The sequence below is a fragment of the Pseudomonas sp. W17 genome (assembly GCF_040268305.1).
GTDB classification, from domain to species: domain Bacteria; phylum Pseudomonadota; class Gammaproteobacteria; order Pseudomonadales; family Pseudomonadaceae; genus Aquipseudomonas; species Aquipseudomonas protegens.
This window is the reverse complement of sequence record NZ_CP158490.1, coordinates 2,151,467-2,166,944: the sequence shown is the minus strand read 5'-3', so window position 1 is coordinate 2,166,944 and position 15,478 is coordinate 2,151,467. Positions and strand designations below refer to the sequence as shown.

The 15,478-nt window shown below is 62.7% G+C and carries 11 protein-coding genes; 3 read left to right on the top strand and 8 right to left on the bottom strand.

Annotated features, from left to right (window positions below; all coding sequences use genetic code 11):
• Window positions 1-69 precede the first annotated feature (69 nt).
• Complete coding sequence (ppsA, locus tag ABCR88_RS10080) at window positions 70-2,445, bottom strand: phosphoenolpyruvate synthase (RefSeq protein WP_041116859.1); 2,376 nt, start codon at window positions 2,443-2,445, stop codon at window positions 70-72.
• Between the two features lie 174 nt (window positions 2,446-2,619).
• On the opposite strand from ppsA, the gene ABCR88_RS10075 reads away from it, so the two are divergent.
• Window positions 2,620-3,438, top strand: coding sequence for a pyruvate, water dikinase regulatory protein (locus ABCR88_RS10075; RefSeq protein ID WP_011060188.1), 819 nt, complete (start codon window positions 2,620-2,622; stop codon window positions 3,436-3,438).
• Between the two features lie 36 nt (window positions 3,439-3,474).
• On the opposite strand, the gene ABCR88_RS10070 is transcribed toward ABCR88_RS10075, so the two are convergent.
• Window positions 3,475-4,899, bottom strand: a complete 1,425-nt coding sequence (locus tag ABCR88_RS10070; protein ID WP_350404481.1) for a PLP-dependent aminotransferase family protein — start codon at window positions 4,897-4,899, stop codon at window positions 3,475-3,477.
• Window positions 4,900-4,992: 93 nt separating this feature from the next.
• Here ABCR88_RS10070 and ABCR88_RS10065 point away from each other — a divergent pair, with 93 nt between their 5' ends.
• On the top strand, window positions 4,993-5,946 hold the full coding sequence (locus ABCR88_RS10065) for a DMT family transporter (protein ID WP_350404480.1): 954 nt from the start codon (window positions 4,993-4,995) through the stop codon (window positions 5,944-5,946).
• A gap of 115 nt (window positions 5,947-6,061) precedes the next feature.
• Here ABCR88_RS10065 and prpD read toward each other — a convergent pair whose 3' ends face one another.
• From prpD to ABCR88_RS10035, 6 genes are all read right to left on the bottom strand, one after another.
• The gene (gene prpD, locus ABCR88_RS10060; protein WP_232644462.1) at window positions 6,062-7,546 is read right to left on the bottom strand and encodes a 2-methylcitrate dehydratase; all 1,485 of its coding nucleotides are present in this window, start codon (window positions 7,544-7,546) and stop codon (window positions 6,062-6,064) included.
• Window positions 7,547-7,723: 177 nt separating this feature from the next.
• Window positions 7,724-8,914 carry a 2-methylaconitate cis-trans isomerase PrpF gene (gene prpF / locus ABCR88_RS10055; protein WP_015634743.1) on the bottom strand — a complete coding sequence of 397 codons (1,191 nt, stop codon included), beginning with the start codon at window positions 8,912-8,914 and terminating at the stop codon, window positions 7,724-7,726.
• 61 nt (window positions 8,915-8,975) lie between these two features.
• On the bottom strand, window positions 8,976-11,570 hold the full coding sequence (acnD, locus tag ABCR88_RS10050) for a Fe/S-dependent 2-methylisocitrate dehydratase AcnD (protein ID WP_350404479.1): 2,595 nt from the start codon (window positions 11,568-11,570) through the stop codon (window positions 8,976-8,978).
• A 201-nt stretch (window positions 11,571-11,771) separates the two neighbouring features.
• Complete coding sequence (gene prpC, locus ABCR88_RS10045; protein WP_011060182.1) at window positions 11,772-12,899, bottom strand: 2-methylcitrate synthase; 1,128 nt, start codon at window positions 12,897-12,899, stop codon at window positions 11,772-11,774.
• A gap of 161 nt (window positions 12,900-13,060) precedes the next feature.
• Window positions 13,061-13,954 carry a methylisocitrate lyase gene (gene prpB, locus ABCR88_RS10040; protein WP_011060181.1) on the bottom strand — a complete coding sequence of 298 codons (894 nt, stop codon included), beginning with the start codon at window positions 13,952-13,954 and terminating at the stop codon, window positions 13,061-13,063.
• On the bottom strand, window positions 13,951-14,673 hold the full coding sequence (locus ABCR88_RS10035; protein ID WP_011060180.1) for a GntR family transcriptional regulator: 723 nt from the start codon (window positions 14,671-14,673) through the stop codon (window positions 13,951-13,953). The genes prpB and ABCR88_RS10035 overlap by 4 nt, the downstream gene beginning before the upstream one ends.
• A 267-nt stretch (window positions 14,674-14,940) precedes the next feature.
• Here ABCR88_RS10035 and ABCR88_RS10030 point away from each other — a divergent pair, with 267 nt between their 5' ends.
• Entirely contained in the window at window positions 14,941-15,477 is a 537-nt protein-coding gene (locus ABCR88_RS10030; protein ID WP_011060179.1) for an ATP-dependent zinc protease, read from the top strand.
• The last annotated feature ends 1 nt before the right edge of the window (window position 15,478 follow it).

The following is a 15,478-nucleotide window of genomic DNA, read 5'->3' as shown; positions in this document are numbered from 1 at the left end:
AGAAGCACGCCCTGCTTGAATCTTCAAGAGCCAGCCAGCCTTGCGACCGACCGGCTCTGCACTCACCGATTACGCCGCGCCCTGACCTTCAGCCAGGAAGAACCAGGTTTCCAGTACCGAGTCCGGGTTCAGCGAAACGCTTTCAATGCCCTGCTCCATCAGCCACTTGGCCAGGTCCGGGTGGTCCGAAGGCCCCTGGCCGCAGATGCCGATGTACTTGCCAGCCTTGTTGCAGGCGGCAATGGCATTGGCCAGCAGCTTCTTGACCGCAGGATTACGCTCGTCAAACAGGTGGGCGATGATCCCCGAGTCACGGTCCAGGCCCAGGGTCAGTTGGGTCAGGTCGTTGGAGCCGATGGAGAAACCATCGAAGTACTCGAGGAACTCATCCGCCAGGATGGCGTTGGACGGCAGTTCGCACATCATGATCACGCGCAGGCCGTTCTCGCCGCGCTTGAGGCCGTTTTCAGCCAGCAGATCAACTACTTGACTGGCCTCGCCCAAGGTGCGCACGAATGGCACCATGATTTCGACGTTGGTCAGGCCCATCTCGTTGCGCACGCGCTTCAGGGCGCGGCATTCGAGTTCGAAGCAGTCACGGAAGGATTCGCTGATGTAACGCGAAGCACCGCGGAAGCCCAGCATCGGGTTTTCTTCTTCCGGCTCGTAGAGCTTGCCGCCGATCAGGTTCGCGTATTCGTTGGACTTGAAGTCCGACAGACGCACGATGACCTTCTTCGGTGTGAACGCCGCAGCCAGGGTGCTGATGCCTTCAACCAGCTTGTCGACGTAGAAGTCCACAGGATCGTGGTAGCCGGCAATACGCTTGTCGACGCTGTCCTTGATCTCTTGTGGCAGCCCAGCGTAGTTCAGCAGTGCCTTGGGGTGCACGCCGATCATGCGGTTGATGATGAACTCCAGGCGGGCCAGGCCCACGCCGGCGTTCGGCAGCTGGGCGAAGTCGAAGGCACGGTCCGGGTTGCCGACGTTCATCATGATCTTGAACGGCAGCTCCGGCATGGCATCCACCGAGTTCTGCTTGATGTCGAAGCCCAGTTCGCCTTCGAAGATGAAACCGGTGTCGCCTTCAGCGCAGGAAACGGTCACGCCCTGGCCATCTTTCAGCAGCTCGGTGGCGTTGCCGCAACCCACTACTGCCGGAATGCCCAGCTCGCGAGCGATGATTGCTGCGTGGCAGGTCCGGCCGCCGCGGTTGGTGACGATGGCGCTGGCGCGCTTCATCACCGGCTCCCAGTCCGGATCGGTCATGTCGGAGACCAGCACGTCGCCAGCCTGAACCTTGTCCATCTCGGACACGTCCTTGATGATCCGCACCTTGCCGGCGCCAATGCGCTGGCCGATGGCACGGCCTTCCACCAGCACGGTGCCGGTTTCCTTGAGCAGGTAGCGCTCCATGACATTGGCCTGGGTACGGCTCTTCACGGTTTCCGGACGGGCCTGGACGATGTACAGCTTGCCGTCGTCGCCGTCCTTGGCCCATTCGATGTCCATCGGGCACTGATAGTGCTTCTCGATGATCATCGCCTGCTTGGCCAGCTCGCTGACTTCAGCATCGGTCAGGCAGAAACGCGCGCGATCGGCGGCGTCCACGTCCACGGTTTTCACCGAGCGACCAGCCTTGGCTTCGTCGCCGTAGATCATCTTGATCGCCTTGCTGCCCAGGTTGCGGCGCAGGATGGCCGGACGACCGGCTTCAAGGGTGTTCTTGTGGACGTAGAATTCGTCCGGGTTGACCGCGCCCTGGACCACGGTTTCACCCAGGCCATAGGCGCCGGTGATGAAGACCACGTCACGGAAACCCGATTCGGTGTCGAGGGTGAACATCACGCCGGCGGTGCCGGTTTCCGAACGCACCATGCGCTGCACACCGGCAGACAGGGCCACCAGCTTGTGGTCGAACCCCTGGTGCACGCGGTAGGAAATGGCGCGGTCGTTGAAGAGCGAGGCGAACACTTCCTTGGCAGCGCGAATCACATTGTCCACGCCACGGATATTGAGGAAGGTTTCCTGTTGGCCGGCAAAGGAGGCGTCCGGCAAGTCTTCGGCAGTGGCCGAGGAACGCACGGCCACGGCGATGTCGGGATTGCCCGCCGACAGTGCGGCGAAGGCGGTACGGATCTCGGTGTTGAGGCGCTCGGGGAACTCGGCCTCCATGATCCACTGACGGATCTGCGCGCCGGTCTTGGCCAGGGCGTTGACGTCATCGACATCCAGCGCATCGAGCGCCGCATGAATCTGGTCGTTCAGACCACTCAACTCAAGAAAATCACGATAAGCCTGAGCTGTCGTGGCGAAGCCACCAGGGACCGATACGCCCGCACCTGCGAGGTTGCTGATCATCTCGCCCAGGGATGCGTTCTTGCCCCCCACATGCTCAACATCGTGTTTGCCGAGCTTATCGAGGGAAACTACGTACTCTACCAAGGTGATCTCTCCACTAACTGTGTTGGAAAAGCTCAGAAGCCGGCTGCTCCAGGGAGCGTTTGCCCGCTATATGGCCTGGACCTGGAAAATAAGTGAGAATGCGGGCCATTCCCGGCCGACAAATCGCGCCTATCATATCCAAGAATCGTCACTAGCTTAAGGCCCAAGCCGCAAATGAAACGATCTGCTTTCTTTATCTCCGACGGTACCGGCATCACAGCGGAAACCCTCGGCCAGAGCCTGTTGGCGCAGTTCGAAAACGTTACCTTCAGCAAATTCACGCGGCCGTATATCGACAGCATGGAAAAAGCGCGGGCCATGGTACAACAAATCAATATAGCCGCCGAAAAAGACGGCCATCGCCCGATAATCTTCGACACCATCGTCAATCAGGACATTCGTGAGATCCTCGCGACCTCCAATGGTTTCATGATCGACATCTTCTCGACCTTCCTCGCGCCCCTGGAACAGGAGCTGAGCGAACATTCCTCCTACTCCGTCGGCAAATCCCACTCCATTGGCCACAACTCCAACTACATGGAGCGGATCGAGGCGGTGAACTTCGCCCTGGACAACGACGACGGCGCCCGCACCCACTACTACGATAAGGCCGACCTGATCCTGGTGGGCGTGTCGCGTTGCGGCAAGACCCCGACCTGCCTGTACATGGCCATGCAATTCGGCATCCGCGCGGCCAACTACCCGCTGACCGAGGAAGACATGGAGCGCCTGCAACTGCCCAATGCCCTGCGCGCCCACAAGCACAAGCTGTTCGGCCTGACCATCGACCCCGACCGCCTCACCGCGATCCGCAACGAGCGCAAGCCCAACAGCCGCTATTCCAGCTACGCCCAGTGCGAATTCGAAGTGCGCGAAGTGGAAAACCTGTTCCGCCGCGAAAACATCCCCCACATCAATTCCACCCATTTCTCGGTGGAAGAGATCTCGGCCAAGATCCTCGTGGAAAAAGGCGTGGAACGGCGCTTCAAGTAACCTCTGCGCGACCGACGGCGAGGCCCGCCTGCCGCCCTACCAGCGGGACAGCCCGCTCTCCTGCTTCAAGGCCGCGGCCAACACGGCAAAGCCGTCCTGCAGCCGACGATCATCCGCGGTGGTATTGCAGACACTGGCCCGGACGAACTGCGGCACCGCGGCCTGGCCCACGGCAAAGGCTTCGGCAGTGGCCACCAGGTATCCCTGATGCTTGAGATCCGCCTCGATTTCAGAGGCACGCCACGGCTCCGGAACCCTGATCCAGAAATGCGGGCAACCCTCCGGACTGCGCCACTCCAGCCCCTGCAACACCTCCGTGACCAGCTCCTTGCGTCGGGCGATTTCGGCCATCTGCTGCTGACGCAGGCGCTCGGCAACTCCCGTGTCGACCCAGCCCGCTACCAGCTCCAGCGGCAAAGGCGTGGCCATCCAGCAGGTGGCGCGTACCGCTGCGGCCAAACGTCCCACCAGGGGCGACGGTGCATGCAGGAAACCGATCCGCAGCCCTGACGCCACGGCCTTGCTCAGGCTGCTGATCAGCACCGTGCGCTCCGCTGCGAAATGGGCCAGCGGCGCCGGGCGCCGCTCCATCAGCACGGCGTGGGTTTCATCCTCCAGAATCAACAGGTTATGCCGGCGACAGAGCTCCGCCACGGCCTCGCGCCGCGCAGCGGACTGCACCGCAGCCGTGGGGTTTTGCAGGGTCGGGCTGCAATACAGCGCTGAAATGCGGTGCTGCCGGCACGCTTCGTCCAGGGCCTCCGGCAACAGCCCCTGTGCGTCCATCGGCAACCCCAGGAGCTTGATACCCAACATTCGCGCCGTGCTGATCAGGCCCGGATAGGTCAGGTGTTCAGTGGCCAGGGTATCGCCGGGCTTGAGCAGTGCCAGCAAGGCGACATGCAAGCCGTGCTGGGCACCGTTGACGCAAATCACCTGCTCGGGATCCGCCTGCAGGCCATCCTGGGTCAGCCAGCGAGCCCCCGCGGCGCGATACCGCGCCAGACCGGCCTCGGCGCTGTAACGGGCGACTTGCTGCAGCCCCAAAGGATCTTCTGCCAATGCCCGCAAGCCCTGAGCGATGAAATGGTTTTCCTGGCCGGGAATATGGGTGTTGCGGCTCATGTCGAACAGCGCCTCCGGCTCCTCGGCGACGTTGCGAAAGCCGCTGTCGCGCTGGCGCTGCAAACCGTCCTGGCGCACATAAGTACCATCGCCGACCCGTGCCACCACCTGCCCCAGGCGTTCCAGCTCGGCGTATGCGCGGCTGATGGTGCCAATGGTCACGCCCAACTTGTCCGCCAGCAGGCGATGGGGTGGCAGTTTGCTACCGGGGGCCAGCGTACCGTCGGCAATGGCTTTTTCCAGGGTCTCGGCCAGTCGCTTGTACTTGGCGCCTACCCCTTCCTGCAATGCGGAACGCATCATTGACACTGTGTCAATACTTACTTTGACAGCCATCATTTTCACCAATAGCGTTGCTCAAGGGCTCAATTACCGCAAATGACTCGCCCAATATAGAGGTCAATTGCTCATCACGAAAGGAATGCCAGCGTGAATACCAGCACCGTCATATCCGACACCCGGGCCCTGCCCCGCCCCTGGCTTGCCACCCTGGTGACCTGCACCCTGTTCCTGATTGTCTGCCTGAGTTGGGGCACCACCTGGCTGGGCATCAAGATTGCGGTGCAAAGCGTGCCGCCACTGACCGCCGCCGGTCTGCGCTTTCTGATTGCCTTTCCGCTGTTCGCCTGTTTTGCCTGGCTGCGCCGCGAGCCGCTGATGTTTCCCAAGGGCAGCCGGGGGTTCCTGGCATTCGTCACCCTGTGCTACTTCAGCCTGCCCTACACCCTGCTCAACTACGGCGAGGTGCACGTTTCCTCCGGCCTGACCGCGCTGCTGTTCAGTTGCATGCCGGTGTTCATCCTGATTTTTTCCGCCCTGCTGTTGCGGGAGAAGATTCACCTGGCGCAACTGCTCGGCATCGCCATCGGCTTTGTCAGCCTGTTCCAGATCATTCGCGGCCAGGGCCTGCTCAGCGACCACAATGAACTCTCGGGAGTACTGGCAATTCTCGGCGCGGCGCTGCTGCATGCACTGTGTTACGTGGTCACCAAGAAACACGGCAGCGCCATCAGCGTCATCACCTACAACACCTTGCCGATCGGCATCGCCGGTCTACTGCTGTGCCTGGCGGGGTTGGGGATCGAGCACCCGGACTTTTCCGCCATCAGCCCGCGTTCCTGGGGCGCCCTGCTGTATCTGGGGCTGGCGGCTTCTGTGGGTGGGTTCATTGTCTATTTTTTCCTGCTCAAACGACTGAACCCGATGATCCTGTCCTTCGTGTTCATCATTTTTCCGGTGTTCGCGGTGATCATCGGCGCCTGGTACGAAGGCCAGAGCCTGTCCCGGGACCTGCTGCTGTATTCCTCGACCTTGCTCGGCGGTTTCGCCATCACCAAACTGCCCCTGGACAAATGGCTGTCCAGAAAGCCCGCCCGACGCTAAAGAGACTCTGTAGGAGCGAACTTGCTCGAAGGCTTCAAGGACACCGCGTCAGCCCTGCGAGCCCGCGTCATCATTGACGTTCATCGCGAGCAAGCTCGCCCCTACAAGGGTGGGGTCAGATCACCAGCAGGTCGACGAACCGGTGCACCGGCGTCGCCTCAAGCCGCGCCTGATCCTTGCACAGCTGGAAAATCTGCGTCGCACGCTGGGCCGTGAAGCGCGTGGCCAGGTTGGCCTTGAACTTGTCTTCCAGCAGCGGGATGCCTTCGGCGCGGCGGCGACGGTGGCCAATGGGGTATTCCACCGCGACCTGCTCGGTGCTGGAGCCGTCCTTGAAGAACACCTGGATCGCATTGGCAATGGAGCGCTTGTCGGCCTCCAGGTATTCACGGGTGTAGCGAGGCTCTTCGACGATGTGCATCTTCTCGCGCAACTGATCGATGATCGGGTGCGCGGCATGGAAATCGTCCTCGTAATGCTCGGCCACCAGGGTGCCGAAGGCCAGGGGCACGGCGGTCATGTATTGCAGGCAGTGGTCGCGGTCGGCGGCATTGGCCAGCGGCCCGACCTTGGAAATGATACGGATCGCCGACTCATGGGTGGTGATGACGATGCGGTCGATTTCGTGCAGGCGGTTGCGCACCAGAGGATGCAAGGTCACCGCCGCTTCGCAGGCCGTTTGCGCATGGAATTCCGCCGGGAAACTGATCTTGAACAGCACGTTTTCCATCACGTAGCTGGCGTATTTCTGCGTCAGGCTGAACTGCCGCTGGCCCTCGGGCTTGAGCGCCAGGTCCTTGTTGGTATGGCTGAACAGCACGTCATAGAAGCCCCACTGCGGCGCCGTCAGGACGCCGGGAATGCCCATCTCGCCACGCAGGGCGATATCCGCCAGGCGCACTCCACGGCTGGAGGCATCCCCCGCCGCCCAGGATTTGCGCGAACCGGCATTGGGTGCATGGCGATAGGTGCGCAGCGCCTGGCCATCGACAAAGGCCTGGGACAGTGCCGCCAGCAACTGCTCGCGATTGGCTCCCATCAGCTTGGCGCACACCGCGGTGGAAGCCACTTTCACCAGCAGCACATGATCGAGGCCTACACGGTTGAAGGAGTTTTCCAGGGCAATCACGCCTTGAATCTCATGGGCCATGATCATGGCCTTGAGCACATCATTCATGGTCAGCGGCGCTTCGCCATTGGCCACGCGCTTTTGTGACAGGTGATCGGCTACCGCGAGAATTCCCCCGAGGTTGTCCGAGGGGTGGCCCCATTCGGCCGCGAGCCAGGTGTCGTTGTAGTCCAGCCAGCGCACGATGCAACCGATGTCCCAGGCCGCCTTCACCGGGTCGAGGCGATAGCTGGTGCCGGGCACCCGGGCACCGAAAGGCACCACTGTGCCTTCGACGATCGGCCCCAGGTGCTTGGTGCATTCGGGAAAACGCAGGGCCAGCAGGCCGCAGCCCAGGGTGTCCATCAGGCAATTGCGTGCGGTATCGAGGGCTTCTCGGGAGTCGATGGAATAATCCAGGACGTAATTGGCAATGTCCTGCAGGACCTGGTCGTAGCCGGGACGGTTGTTCAGGTCAACGTTGCTGCTCATGAGCGCTTCACTCCAGTACAGGATGGTAGGTGGTGTCGATTCCTCAGTGACAGGTTCAGGTCAATAACGGCATCGCAGGTCTGCGCCTGCTCAGCGATTCAATCACAACCAGCGGCTGTGGCGAGGGAGCTTGCTCCCGCTGGACAGCAAGCCCCTCCACAGCAAGCGCTTCTCTTCCTAGAAACTGTCGCCGGGCACTCGCACCCAGCCTTCCATCAGCACCCGCGCGCTGCGGCTCATGATGGCCTTGACCACCGTCCAGTCACCGCCGCTCCGGGTGGCTTCGGCGCCAACGCGCAAGGTGCCCGAGGGATGGCCGAAACGTACCGCGCTGCGCGCGCCACCACCGGCCGCCAGGTTGACCAGGGTCCCGGGAATCGCCGCGGCGGTACCTATGGCCACAGCCGCGGTGCCCATCATCGCGTGGTGCAGCTTGCCCATGGACATGGCCCGCACCAGCAGGTCGACGTCCCCGGCCTTGATCGCCTTGCCGCTGGAGGCCTGGTAGTCCGCAGGCGCGGCGACAAAAGCCACTTTCGGCGTGTGCTGGCGCTGGGCGGCTTCATCCAGGTGTTTGATCAGGCCCATGCGCAGGGCGCCATGGGCGCGGATGGTCTCGAACATCGCCAGGGCCTTGGGGTCGCCATTGATATCGCCCTGCAGCTCGGTACCGCGATAGCCGATGTCTGCCGCGTTGACGAAGATCGTCGGAATCCCGGCATTGATCAGGGTCGCCTTGAAGGTGCCGACACCGGGCACTTCCAGGTCGTCCACCAGGTTGCCGGTGGGGAACATCGAACCGCCCGCACCCTCTTCCTCGGCCGCAGGGTCAAGGAACTCCAGCTGCACTTCGGCCGCCGGGAAAGTCACGCCGTCCAGCTCGAAGTCGCCGGTTTCCTGGACCTCGCCGTTGGTGATCGGCACGTGGGCGATGATGCTCTTGCCGATATTGGCCTGCCAGATGCGCACCACCGCCACGCCGTTCTGTGGAATGCGCGCCGGGTCCACCAGGCCGCTGCTGATGGCGAAGGAGCCCACTGCCGCCGAGAGGTTGCCGCAGTTGCCGCTCCAGTCGACAAAGGCCTTGTCGATGGCCACCTGGCCGAACAGGTAGTCGACGTCGTGGTCAGCCTTGATGCTCCTGGACAGGATCACCGTCTTGCTGGTGCTGGACGTGGCGCCGCCCATGCCGTCGATCTGCTTGTCATAGGGATCGGGGCTGCCGATCACCCGCAACAACAGGGCGTCACGGGCTGCGCCCGGCAGTTGGGCCGCCTCGGGCAGGTCCTGCAGGTTGAAGAACACGCCCTTGCTGGTGCCGCCACGCATGTAGGTGGCGGGAATCTTGATTTGCGCTACGAATGCCATGAATTTCAGGTCCCGATAATGACCGGGGGCGGCGCCTTGCGGCCCGCCCCCGGTACGTTGCTTAGCTGGCTACTGCCGATTCCAGGAAGTCCTGGGCGAAACGTTGCAGCACCCCGCCCGCCTCGTAGATCGATACCTCTTCGGCGGTGTCGAGGCGGCAGGTCACCGGCACCTCAAGCCGCTCGCCGTTCTTGCGGTTGATCACCAGGGTCAGTTGCGCCCGAGGCGTGCGCGCGCCGATCACGTCGTAGGTTTCAGTGCCGTCGATACCCAGGGTCTTGCGGTCGGTGCCCGCGAGGAACTCCAGCGGCAGCACGCCCATGCCCACCAGGTTGGTACGGTGGATGCGCTCGAAGCCTTCGGCGACGATGGCTTCCACCCCCGCCAGGCGCACGCCCTTGGCTGCCCAGTCGCGGGACGAGCCCTGGCCGTAGTCGGCACCGGCAACGATGATCAGCGGCTGCTTGCGCTGCATGTAGGTTTCGATGGCTTCCCACATCCGCGTCACTTTGCCTTCCGGCTCGATCCGCGCCAGGGAGCCCTGTTTGACCTTGCCGTTTTCCTGGACCATTTCGTTGAACAGTTTCGGGTTGGCGAAGGTCGCGCGCTGAGCGGTCAAGTGGTCGCCACGGTGGGTCGCGTAGGAGTTGAAATCCTCTTCCGGCAGGCCCATTTTCGCCAGGTACTCACCGGCCGCGCTGCCCGCCATGATGGCGTTGGACGGCGACAGGTGGTCGGTGGTGATGTTGTCCGGCAGCACCGCCAGCGGACGCATCCCGGTCAGGCTGCGCTCACCGGCCAGGGCCCCTTCCCAGTACGGCGGACGGCGGATGTAGGTGCTCTGCGGGCGCCATTCATACAGCGGCTCGACTTTCGGGCCGGTGTCTTCGTGGATGGCGAACATCGGGATGTAGACCTTGCGGAACTGCTCCGGCTTGACCGCCGCCTTGACCACCGCGTCGATCTCTTCATCGCTCGGCCAGATGTCCTTGAGGCGGATTTCCCGGCCGTTGGCGTCCAGGCCCAGCACATCTTTCTCGATATCGAAACGAATGGTGCCGGCAATGGCGTAGGCCACCACCAGCGGCGGTGAAGCCAGGAACGCCTGCTTGGCGTAAGGGTGGATGCGCCCATCGAAGTTGCGGTTGCCCGAGAGCACGGCAGTGGCGTACAGGTCGCGGTCGATGATTTCCTTCTGGATCACCGGGTCGAGGGCACCGGACATGCCGTTGCAGGTGGTGCAGGCAAAAGCCACCACGCCAAAGCCCAGTTGCTCCAGCTCATGGCCCAGGCCGGCCTCTTCCAGGTACATGGCCACGGTTTTCGAACCCGGGGCCAGGGACGACTTGACCCATGGCTTGCGGGTCAGCCCCAGCTTGTTGGCGTTGCGCGCCAGCAGGCCGGCGGCGATCACGTTGCGCGGGTTGCTGGTGTTGGTGCAACTGGTGATCGCGGCGATGATCACCGCGCCGTCCGGCATCTGCCCCGGGGTTTCGGACCACTGCCCGGCGATGCCCTTGGCCGCCAGGTCGCTGGTGGCGACCCGGGCGTGCGGGTTGCTCGGCCCGGCCATGTTGCGCACCACCGACGACAGGTCGAACTGCAGGCCGCGCTCGTAGCGTGCGCTCTTCAGGCTGTCGGCCCAAAGGCCGGTGTGCTTGGCGTAGCTTTCGACCAAACGCACCTGCTCGTCTTCACGGCCGGTGAGCTTGAGGTAGTCGATGGTCTGCTGGTCGATGTAGAACATCGCCGCCGTGGCGCCGTATTCCGGAGCCATGTTGGAGATGGTGGCGCGGTCGCCCAGGGTCAGCGCCGCGGCACCTTCGCCAAAGAATTCCAGCCAGGCCCCCACCACTTTCTGCTTGCGCAGGAACTCGGTCAGCGCCAGCACCATGTCGGTGGCGGTGATGCCCGGTTGCAGCTTGCCGGTGACCTCGACACCGATGATGTCCGGCAGGCGCATCCACGAGGCGCGGCCGAGCATGACACTCTCGGCTTCCAGGCCGCCCACGCCGATGGCGATCACCCCCAGCGCATCCACGTGGGGGGTGTGGCTGTCGGTGCCGACGCAGGTATCAGGAAAGGCCACACCGTCGAGCACCTGGATCACCGGGGACATTTTCTCCAGGTTGATCTGGTGCATGATGCCGTTGCCGGGCGGGATCACGTCGACGTTCTTGAAGGCCTTCTTGGTCCAGTTGATGAAGTGGAACCGGTCTTCGTTGCGCCGGTCTTCGATGGCGCGGTTCTTGTCGAAGGCGTCCGGGTCGAAACCGCCGCACTCCACCGCCAGGGAGTGGTCGACGATCAACTGGGTCGGCACCACCGGGTTGACCAGCGCCGGGTCACCGCCCTGGTCGGCGATGGCGTCGCGCAGGCCGGCCAGGTCCACCAGTGCGGTCTGGCCAAGAATGTCGTGGCACACCACGCGGGCCGGGAACCAGGGGAAGTCCAGGTCGTCGCGGCGTTCGATCAGTTGGCCGAGGGAAGCGTTGAGGGTTGCCGGATCACAACGGCGCACCAGGTTTTCCGCCAGTACGCGGGAGGTGTAGGGCAGGCTGTCGTAGGCGCCTGGCTTAAGCGCATCGACCGCCGCCCGGGCGTCGAAATAGTCCAGTTGGCTGCCGGGCAGCGTCTTGCGAAATTCACTGTTCATGGTCAGGGCTCGGTCACGGTAGTTTCAAAGGGAGCGCCTGGCACTGGGTTGAATGGGCATCTATCCCTTGTAGGAGCGAGCTTGCTCGCGATGACTGAATCAGGTCCGAGATCGCTGTCGGCTGGTCCATCGCTATCGCGAGCAAGCTCGCTCCTGCAGGTGCTGCGGTGCATTCAATCAACAGTCCCGGCGCCCTCCCGGTCAGCGGCGCTCGATTGGCACGAACTTGCGCTGTTCAACGCCGATGTACTCGGCGCTTGGACGAATGATGCGGTTGTTGGCACGCTGCTCGAACACGTGGGCGGCCCAGCCGGTCAGGCGTGAGCAGACGAAGATCGGTGTGAACAGCTTGGTCGGGATGCCCATGAAGTGGTACGCCGAGGCGTGGTAGAAATCGGCATTGGGGAAGAGTTTTTTCTGCTCCCACATGGTCTTGTCGATGGCTTCGGACACCGGGAACAGCACCTTGTCACCGACTTCGTCAGCCAGCTTCTGCGACCAACCCTTGATCACCTCGTTGCGCGGGTCGCTGTCTTTGTAGATCGCATGGCCAAAGCCCATGATCTTGTCCTTGCGCTCGAGCATCCGCAGCAACTCGGCAGTCGCCTCCTCGGGGCTCTGGAAGCGCTCGATCAGCTCCATGGCCGCTTCGTTGGCGCCGCCGTGCAGCGGGCCGCGCAGCGAACCGATGGCCGCGGTGACACAGGAATAGAGGTCCGACAGGGTAGAGGCACAGACCCGGGCGGTGAAGGTGGAGGCATTGAACTCGTGCTCGGCATAGAGGATCAGCGAGACGTTCATCACCTTGACGTGCAAGTCACTGGGCTTCTTGCCATGCAGCAGGTGCAGGAAGTGGCCACCGATGGTCTGCTCGTCGCTGACGCAATTGATACGCACGCCTTCGTGGCTGAAGCGGTACCAGTAGCACATGATCGCCGGGAAGGCCGCCAGCAGGCGGTCGGTGACGTCGTGCTGCTGGGAGAAGTCTTTCTCCGGCTCGATGTTGCCCAGGAACGAGCAACCGGTACGCATCACATCCATCGGATGGGCCTGGGCCGGTATGCGCTCCAGCACTTCCTTCAGCGCCTGTGGCAGGTCGCGCAGCTTGCTCAGCTTGGCGCTGTAGGCGGCCAGTTGTTCCTGGGTCGGCAGGTCGCCGTACAGCAACAGGTAGGCGACTTCCTCGAACTGCGCATCGGCCGCCAGTTCGCGCACGTCATAGCCGCGGTAGGTCAACCCGGCACCGGCCTGACCCACGGTGGACAGCGCGGTTTGCCCGGCCACCTGGCCGCGCAGACCTGCACCACTCAATACTTTTGCTTCGGCCATTGCTCTCTCCAATCTTGAATTTGTTAGGGACTTGGCAACTTCGTTGGTCGGGACTCACCCCGACACTGTAGGAGCGAGCTTGCTCGCGATCCAGGCCCGCGCGCCCCAGCGAGTCAGGGGCTGCGCGTCAGCGTTGACGGCCATCGCGAGCAAGCATTCATTCAGCCTTTCTTCTGCGCGAACAGCGCATCGAGCTTCTGCTCGAAGCTGTGGTAATCGATGCGCTCGTACAGTTCCATGCGGGTCTGCATGGTGTCGATCACATTTTGCTGGGTACCGTCGCGACGGATCGCGGTGTAGACGTTTTCCGCCGCCTTGTTCATGGCACGGAACGCCGACAGCGGGTACAGCACCAGGGAAACATCCACGGATTTCAACTGTTCGGTGGTGTACAGCGGGGTGGCGCCAAATTCGGTGATGTTGGCCAGGATCGGGGCTTTCACCCGATCGGCGAAGATCTTGTACATCTCGAGCTCGGTGATGGCTTCCGGGAACACCATGTCGGCGCCGGCCTCGATGCACGCCGCGGCGCGTTCGAGGGCCGACTCCAGGCCTTCCACCGCCAGGGCGTCGGTGCGCGCCATGATCACGAAGCTGTCATCGGTACGGGCATCCACCGCGGCCTTGATGCGGTCGACCATTTCCTGCTGGGAAACGATCTCCTTGTTAGGGCGGTGACCGCAGCGCTTGGCGCCGACCTGGTCTTCGATATGGATCGCCGCGGCGCCGAACTTGATCATCGACTTGACGGTGCGCGCCACGTTGAAGGCCGACGACCCGAAACCGGTGTCCACGTCCACCAGCAGCGGCAGGTCGCAGACGTCGGTGATACGACGCACATCAGTGAGGACGTCGTCCAGACCGGTAATGCCCAGGTCAGGCACGCCGAGGGAGCCGGCAGCGACCCCGCCGCCCGACAGGTAGATGGCCTTGAAACCGGCGCGCTTGGCCAGCAGGGCATGGTTGGCGTTGATCGCGCCGACCACTTGCAACGGCTGTTCGCTGGCGACCGCATCGCGGAAACGCTGGCCTGGAGTGCTCTTATTGGAACTCATGACTCACCTCGTGGAGTGGCTGTCTGATGGGCGCTGTCCTGGTAGTGACGCGCGATATTGCGTTTCGAGGCGCCGATGTGGCGGCGCATCAACAACTCGGCCAGTTCGCCGTCGCGATCGGCAATGGCATCGAGAATCCGGTGGTGTTCGGCAAAGGCCTGGTGCGGGCGGTTGGGGGTCGCGGAAAACTGGATGCGGTACATGCGCACCAGTTGATACAGCTCGCCGCAGAGCATCTGCGTGAGGGTGCGGTTGCCGGCGCCCTGGATGATCCGGTAGTGGAAGTCGAAGTCCCCTTCCTGCTGGTAGTAGCCGACGCCGGCCTGGAACGCCGCATCGCGTTCGTGGGTATCGAGCACCCGGCGCAGTTCGTCGATTTCCTCGGTGGTCATGCGCTCGGCCGCCAAGCGACAGGCCATGCCTTCCAGGGACTCACGGATTTCGTAGAGTTCGATCAGCTCGGCATGGCTCAGGGACACCACCCGGGCGCCGACATGGGGCACCCGCACCAGCAGGCGCTGACCTTCCAGGCGGTGGATGGCCTCGCGCAGCGGGCCGCGACTGATGCCGTAGGTGCGCGCCAGTTCAGGCTCGGAGATCTTGCTGCCCGGGGCGATCTCGCCCTTGACGATGGCCGCCTGGATCCGCCGGAAGACGTTTTCGGACAGGGTTTCAGAATCGTCCTGTGCCTGCATCGGGTGTTCGAGTTGATCCAGCATATTGTCGACACCTTTAAAATCAATGAGGCAAAAATTAGCCAATACACCGAAAACAGTCAAAGGAAAAATAGAGATTGTCGACAATCGTCTAATAACCCTAAGCGCCAGAGCAAGACAAAAGGCCCGCCCCCGGCGCTGGCGCCATAAAACCAGCATGCTAGAATGCCGCCCGCATTGGCCTGTCATCTTTTTATGGCACGCATACGAGGGAGCTTGCGCAGCAATGCCGGTCGCCTTGAACTGAAGAACCCATGCCCATCAGGATCTATGAGACTCAAGGCCCTTCCCCTACTGCTCTGCCTGCTTGCCCTGCCCGGCATCAGCGCCGCCGCCGGCAAGACTGTCTACGGCTTGAATGAATACGCTCGGCTGTCCGGCATCGACCTGGAGGTCGCGGCCAAGCTCGACACCGGGGCCAAGACCGCTTCCCTGAGTGCCCGCGACATCAAGCGCTTCAAGCGCAATGGCGAGTCCTGGGTGCGTTTCTACCTGGCGATCGACGCCGCCCATTCCCATCCCATCGAACGGCCTCTGGCCCGGGTCAGCAAGATCAAGCGCCGTGCCGGCGACTACGACCCCGATGAGGACAAGAACTACACCGCACGGCCGGTCATCGCCCTGGATGTCTGCATGGGCAGCGCCTTGCGCAGCATCGAAGTGAACTTGACCGACCGCAGCGCATTCCAATACCCGCTCCTGATCGGCTCCGAAGCCCTGAAACGCTTCGATGCGCTGGTCGACCCCAGTCTTAAATACGCTGCTGGCAAACCCGCCTGCGCCACCGACGCTCATACCGCAGAGTAAT

Excerpts from the sequence above, each read along its gene's own strand:
- ABCR88_RS10075 (WP_011060188.1), top strand. The coding sequence starts at position 2,620 with ATGAAACGATCTGCTTTCTTTATCTCCGACGGTACCGGCATCACAGCG.
- ABCR88_RS10070 (WP_350404481.1), bottom strand. The coding sequence starts at position 4,899 with ATGGCTGTCAAAGTAAGTATTGACACAGTGTCAATGATGCGTTCCGCA.
- prpD (WP_232644462.1), bottom strand. The coding sequence starts at position 7,546 with ATGAGCAGCAACGTTGACCTGAACAACCGTCCCGGCTACGACCAGGTC.
- prpF (WP_015634743.1), bottom strand. The coding sequence starts at position 8,914 with ATGGCATTCGTAGCGCAAATCAAGATTCCCGCCACCTACATGCGTGGC.
- acnD (WP_350404479.1), bottom strand. The coding sequence starts at position 11,570 with ATGAACAGTGAATTTCGCAAGACGCTGCCCGGCAGCCAACTGGACTAT.
- prpC (WP_011060182.1), bottom strand. The coding sequence starts at position 12,899 with ATGGCCGAAGCAAAAGTATTGAGTGGTGCAGGTCTGCGCGGCCAGGTG.
- prpB (WP_011060181.1), bottom strand. The coding sequence starts at position 13,954 with ATGAGTTCCAATAAGAGCACTCCAGGCCAGCGTTTCCGCGATGCGGTC.
- ABCR88_RS10035 (WP_011060180.1), bottom strand. The coding sequence starts at position 14,673 with ATGCTGGATCAACTCGAACACCCGATGCAGGCACAGGACGATTCTGAA.
- ABCR88_RS10030 (WP_011060179.1), top strand. The coding sequence starts at position 14,941 with ATGAGACTCAAGGCCCTTCCCCTACTGCTCTGCCTGCTTGCCCTGCCC.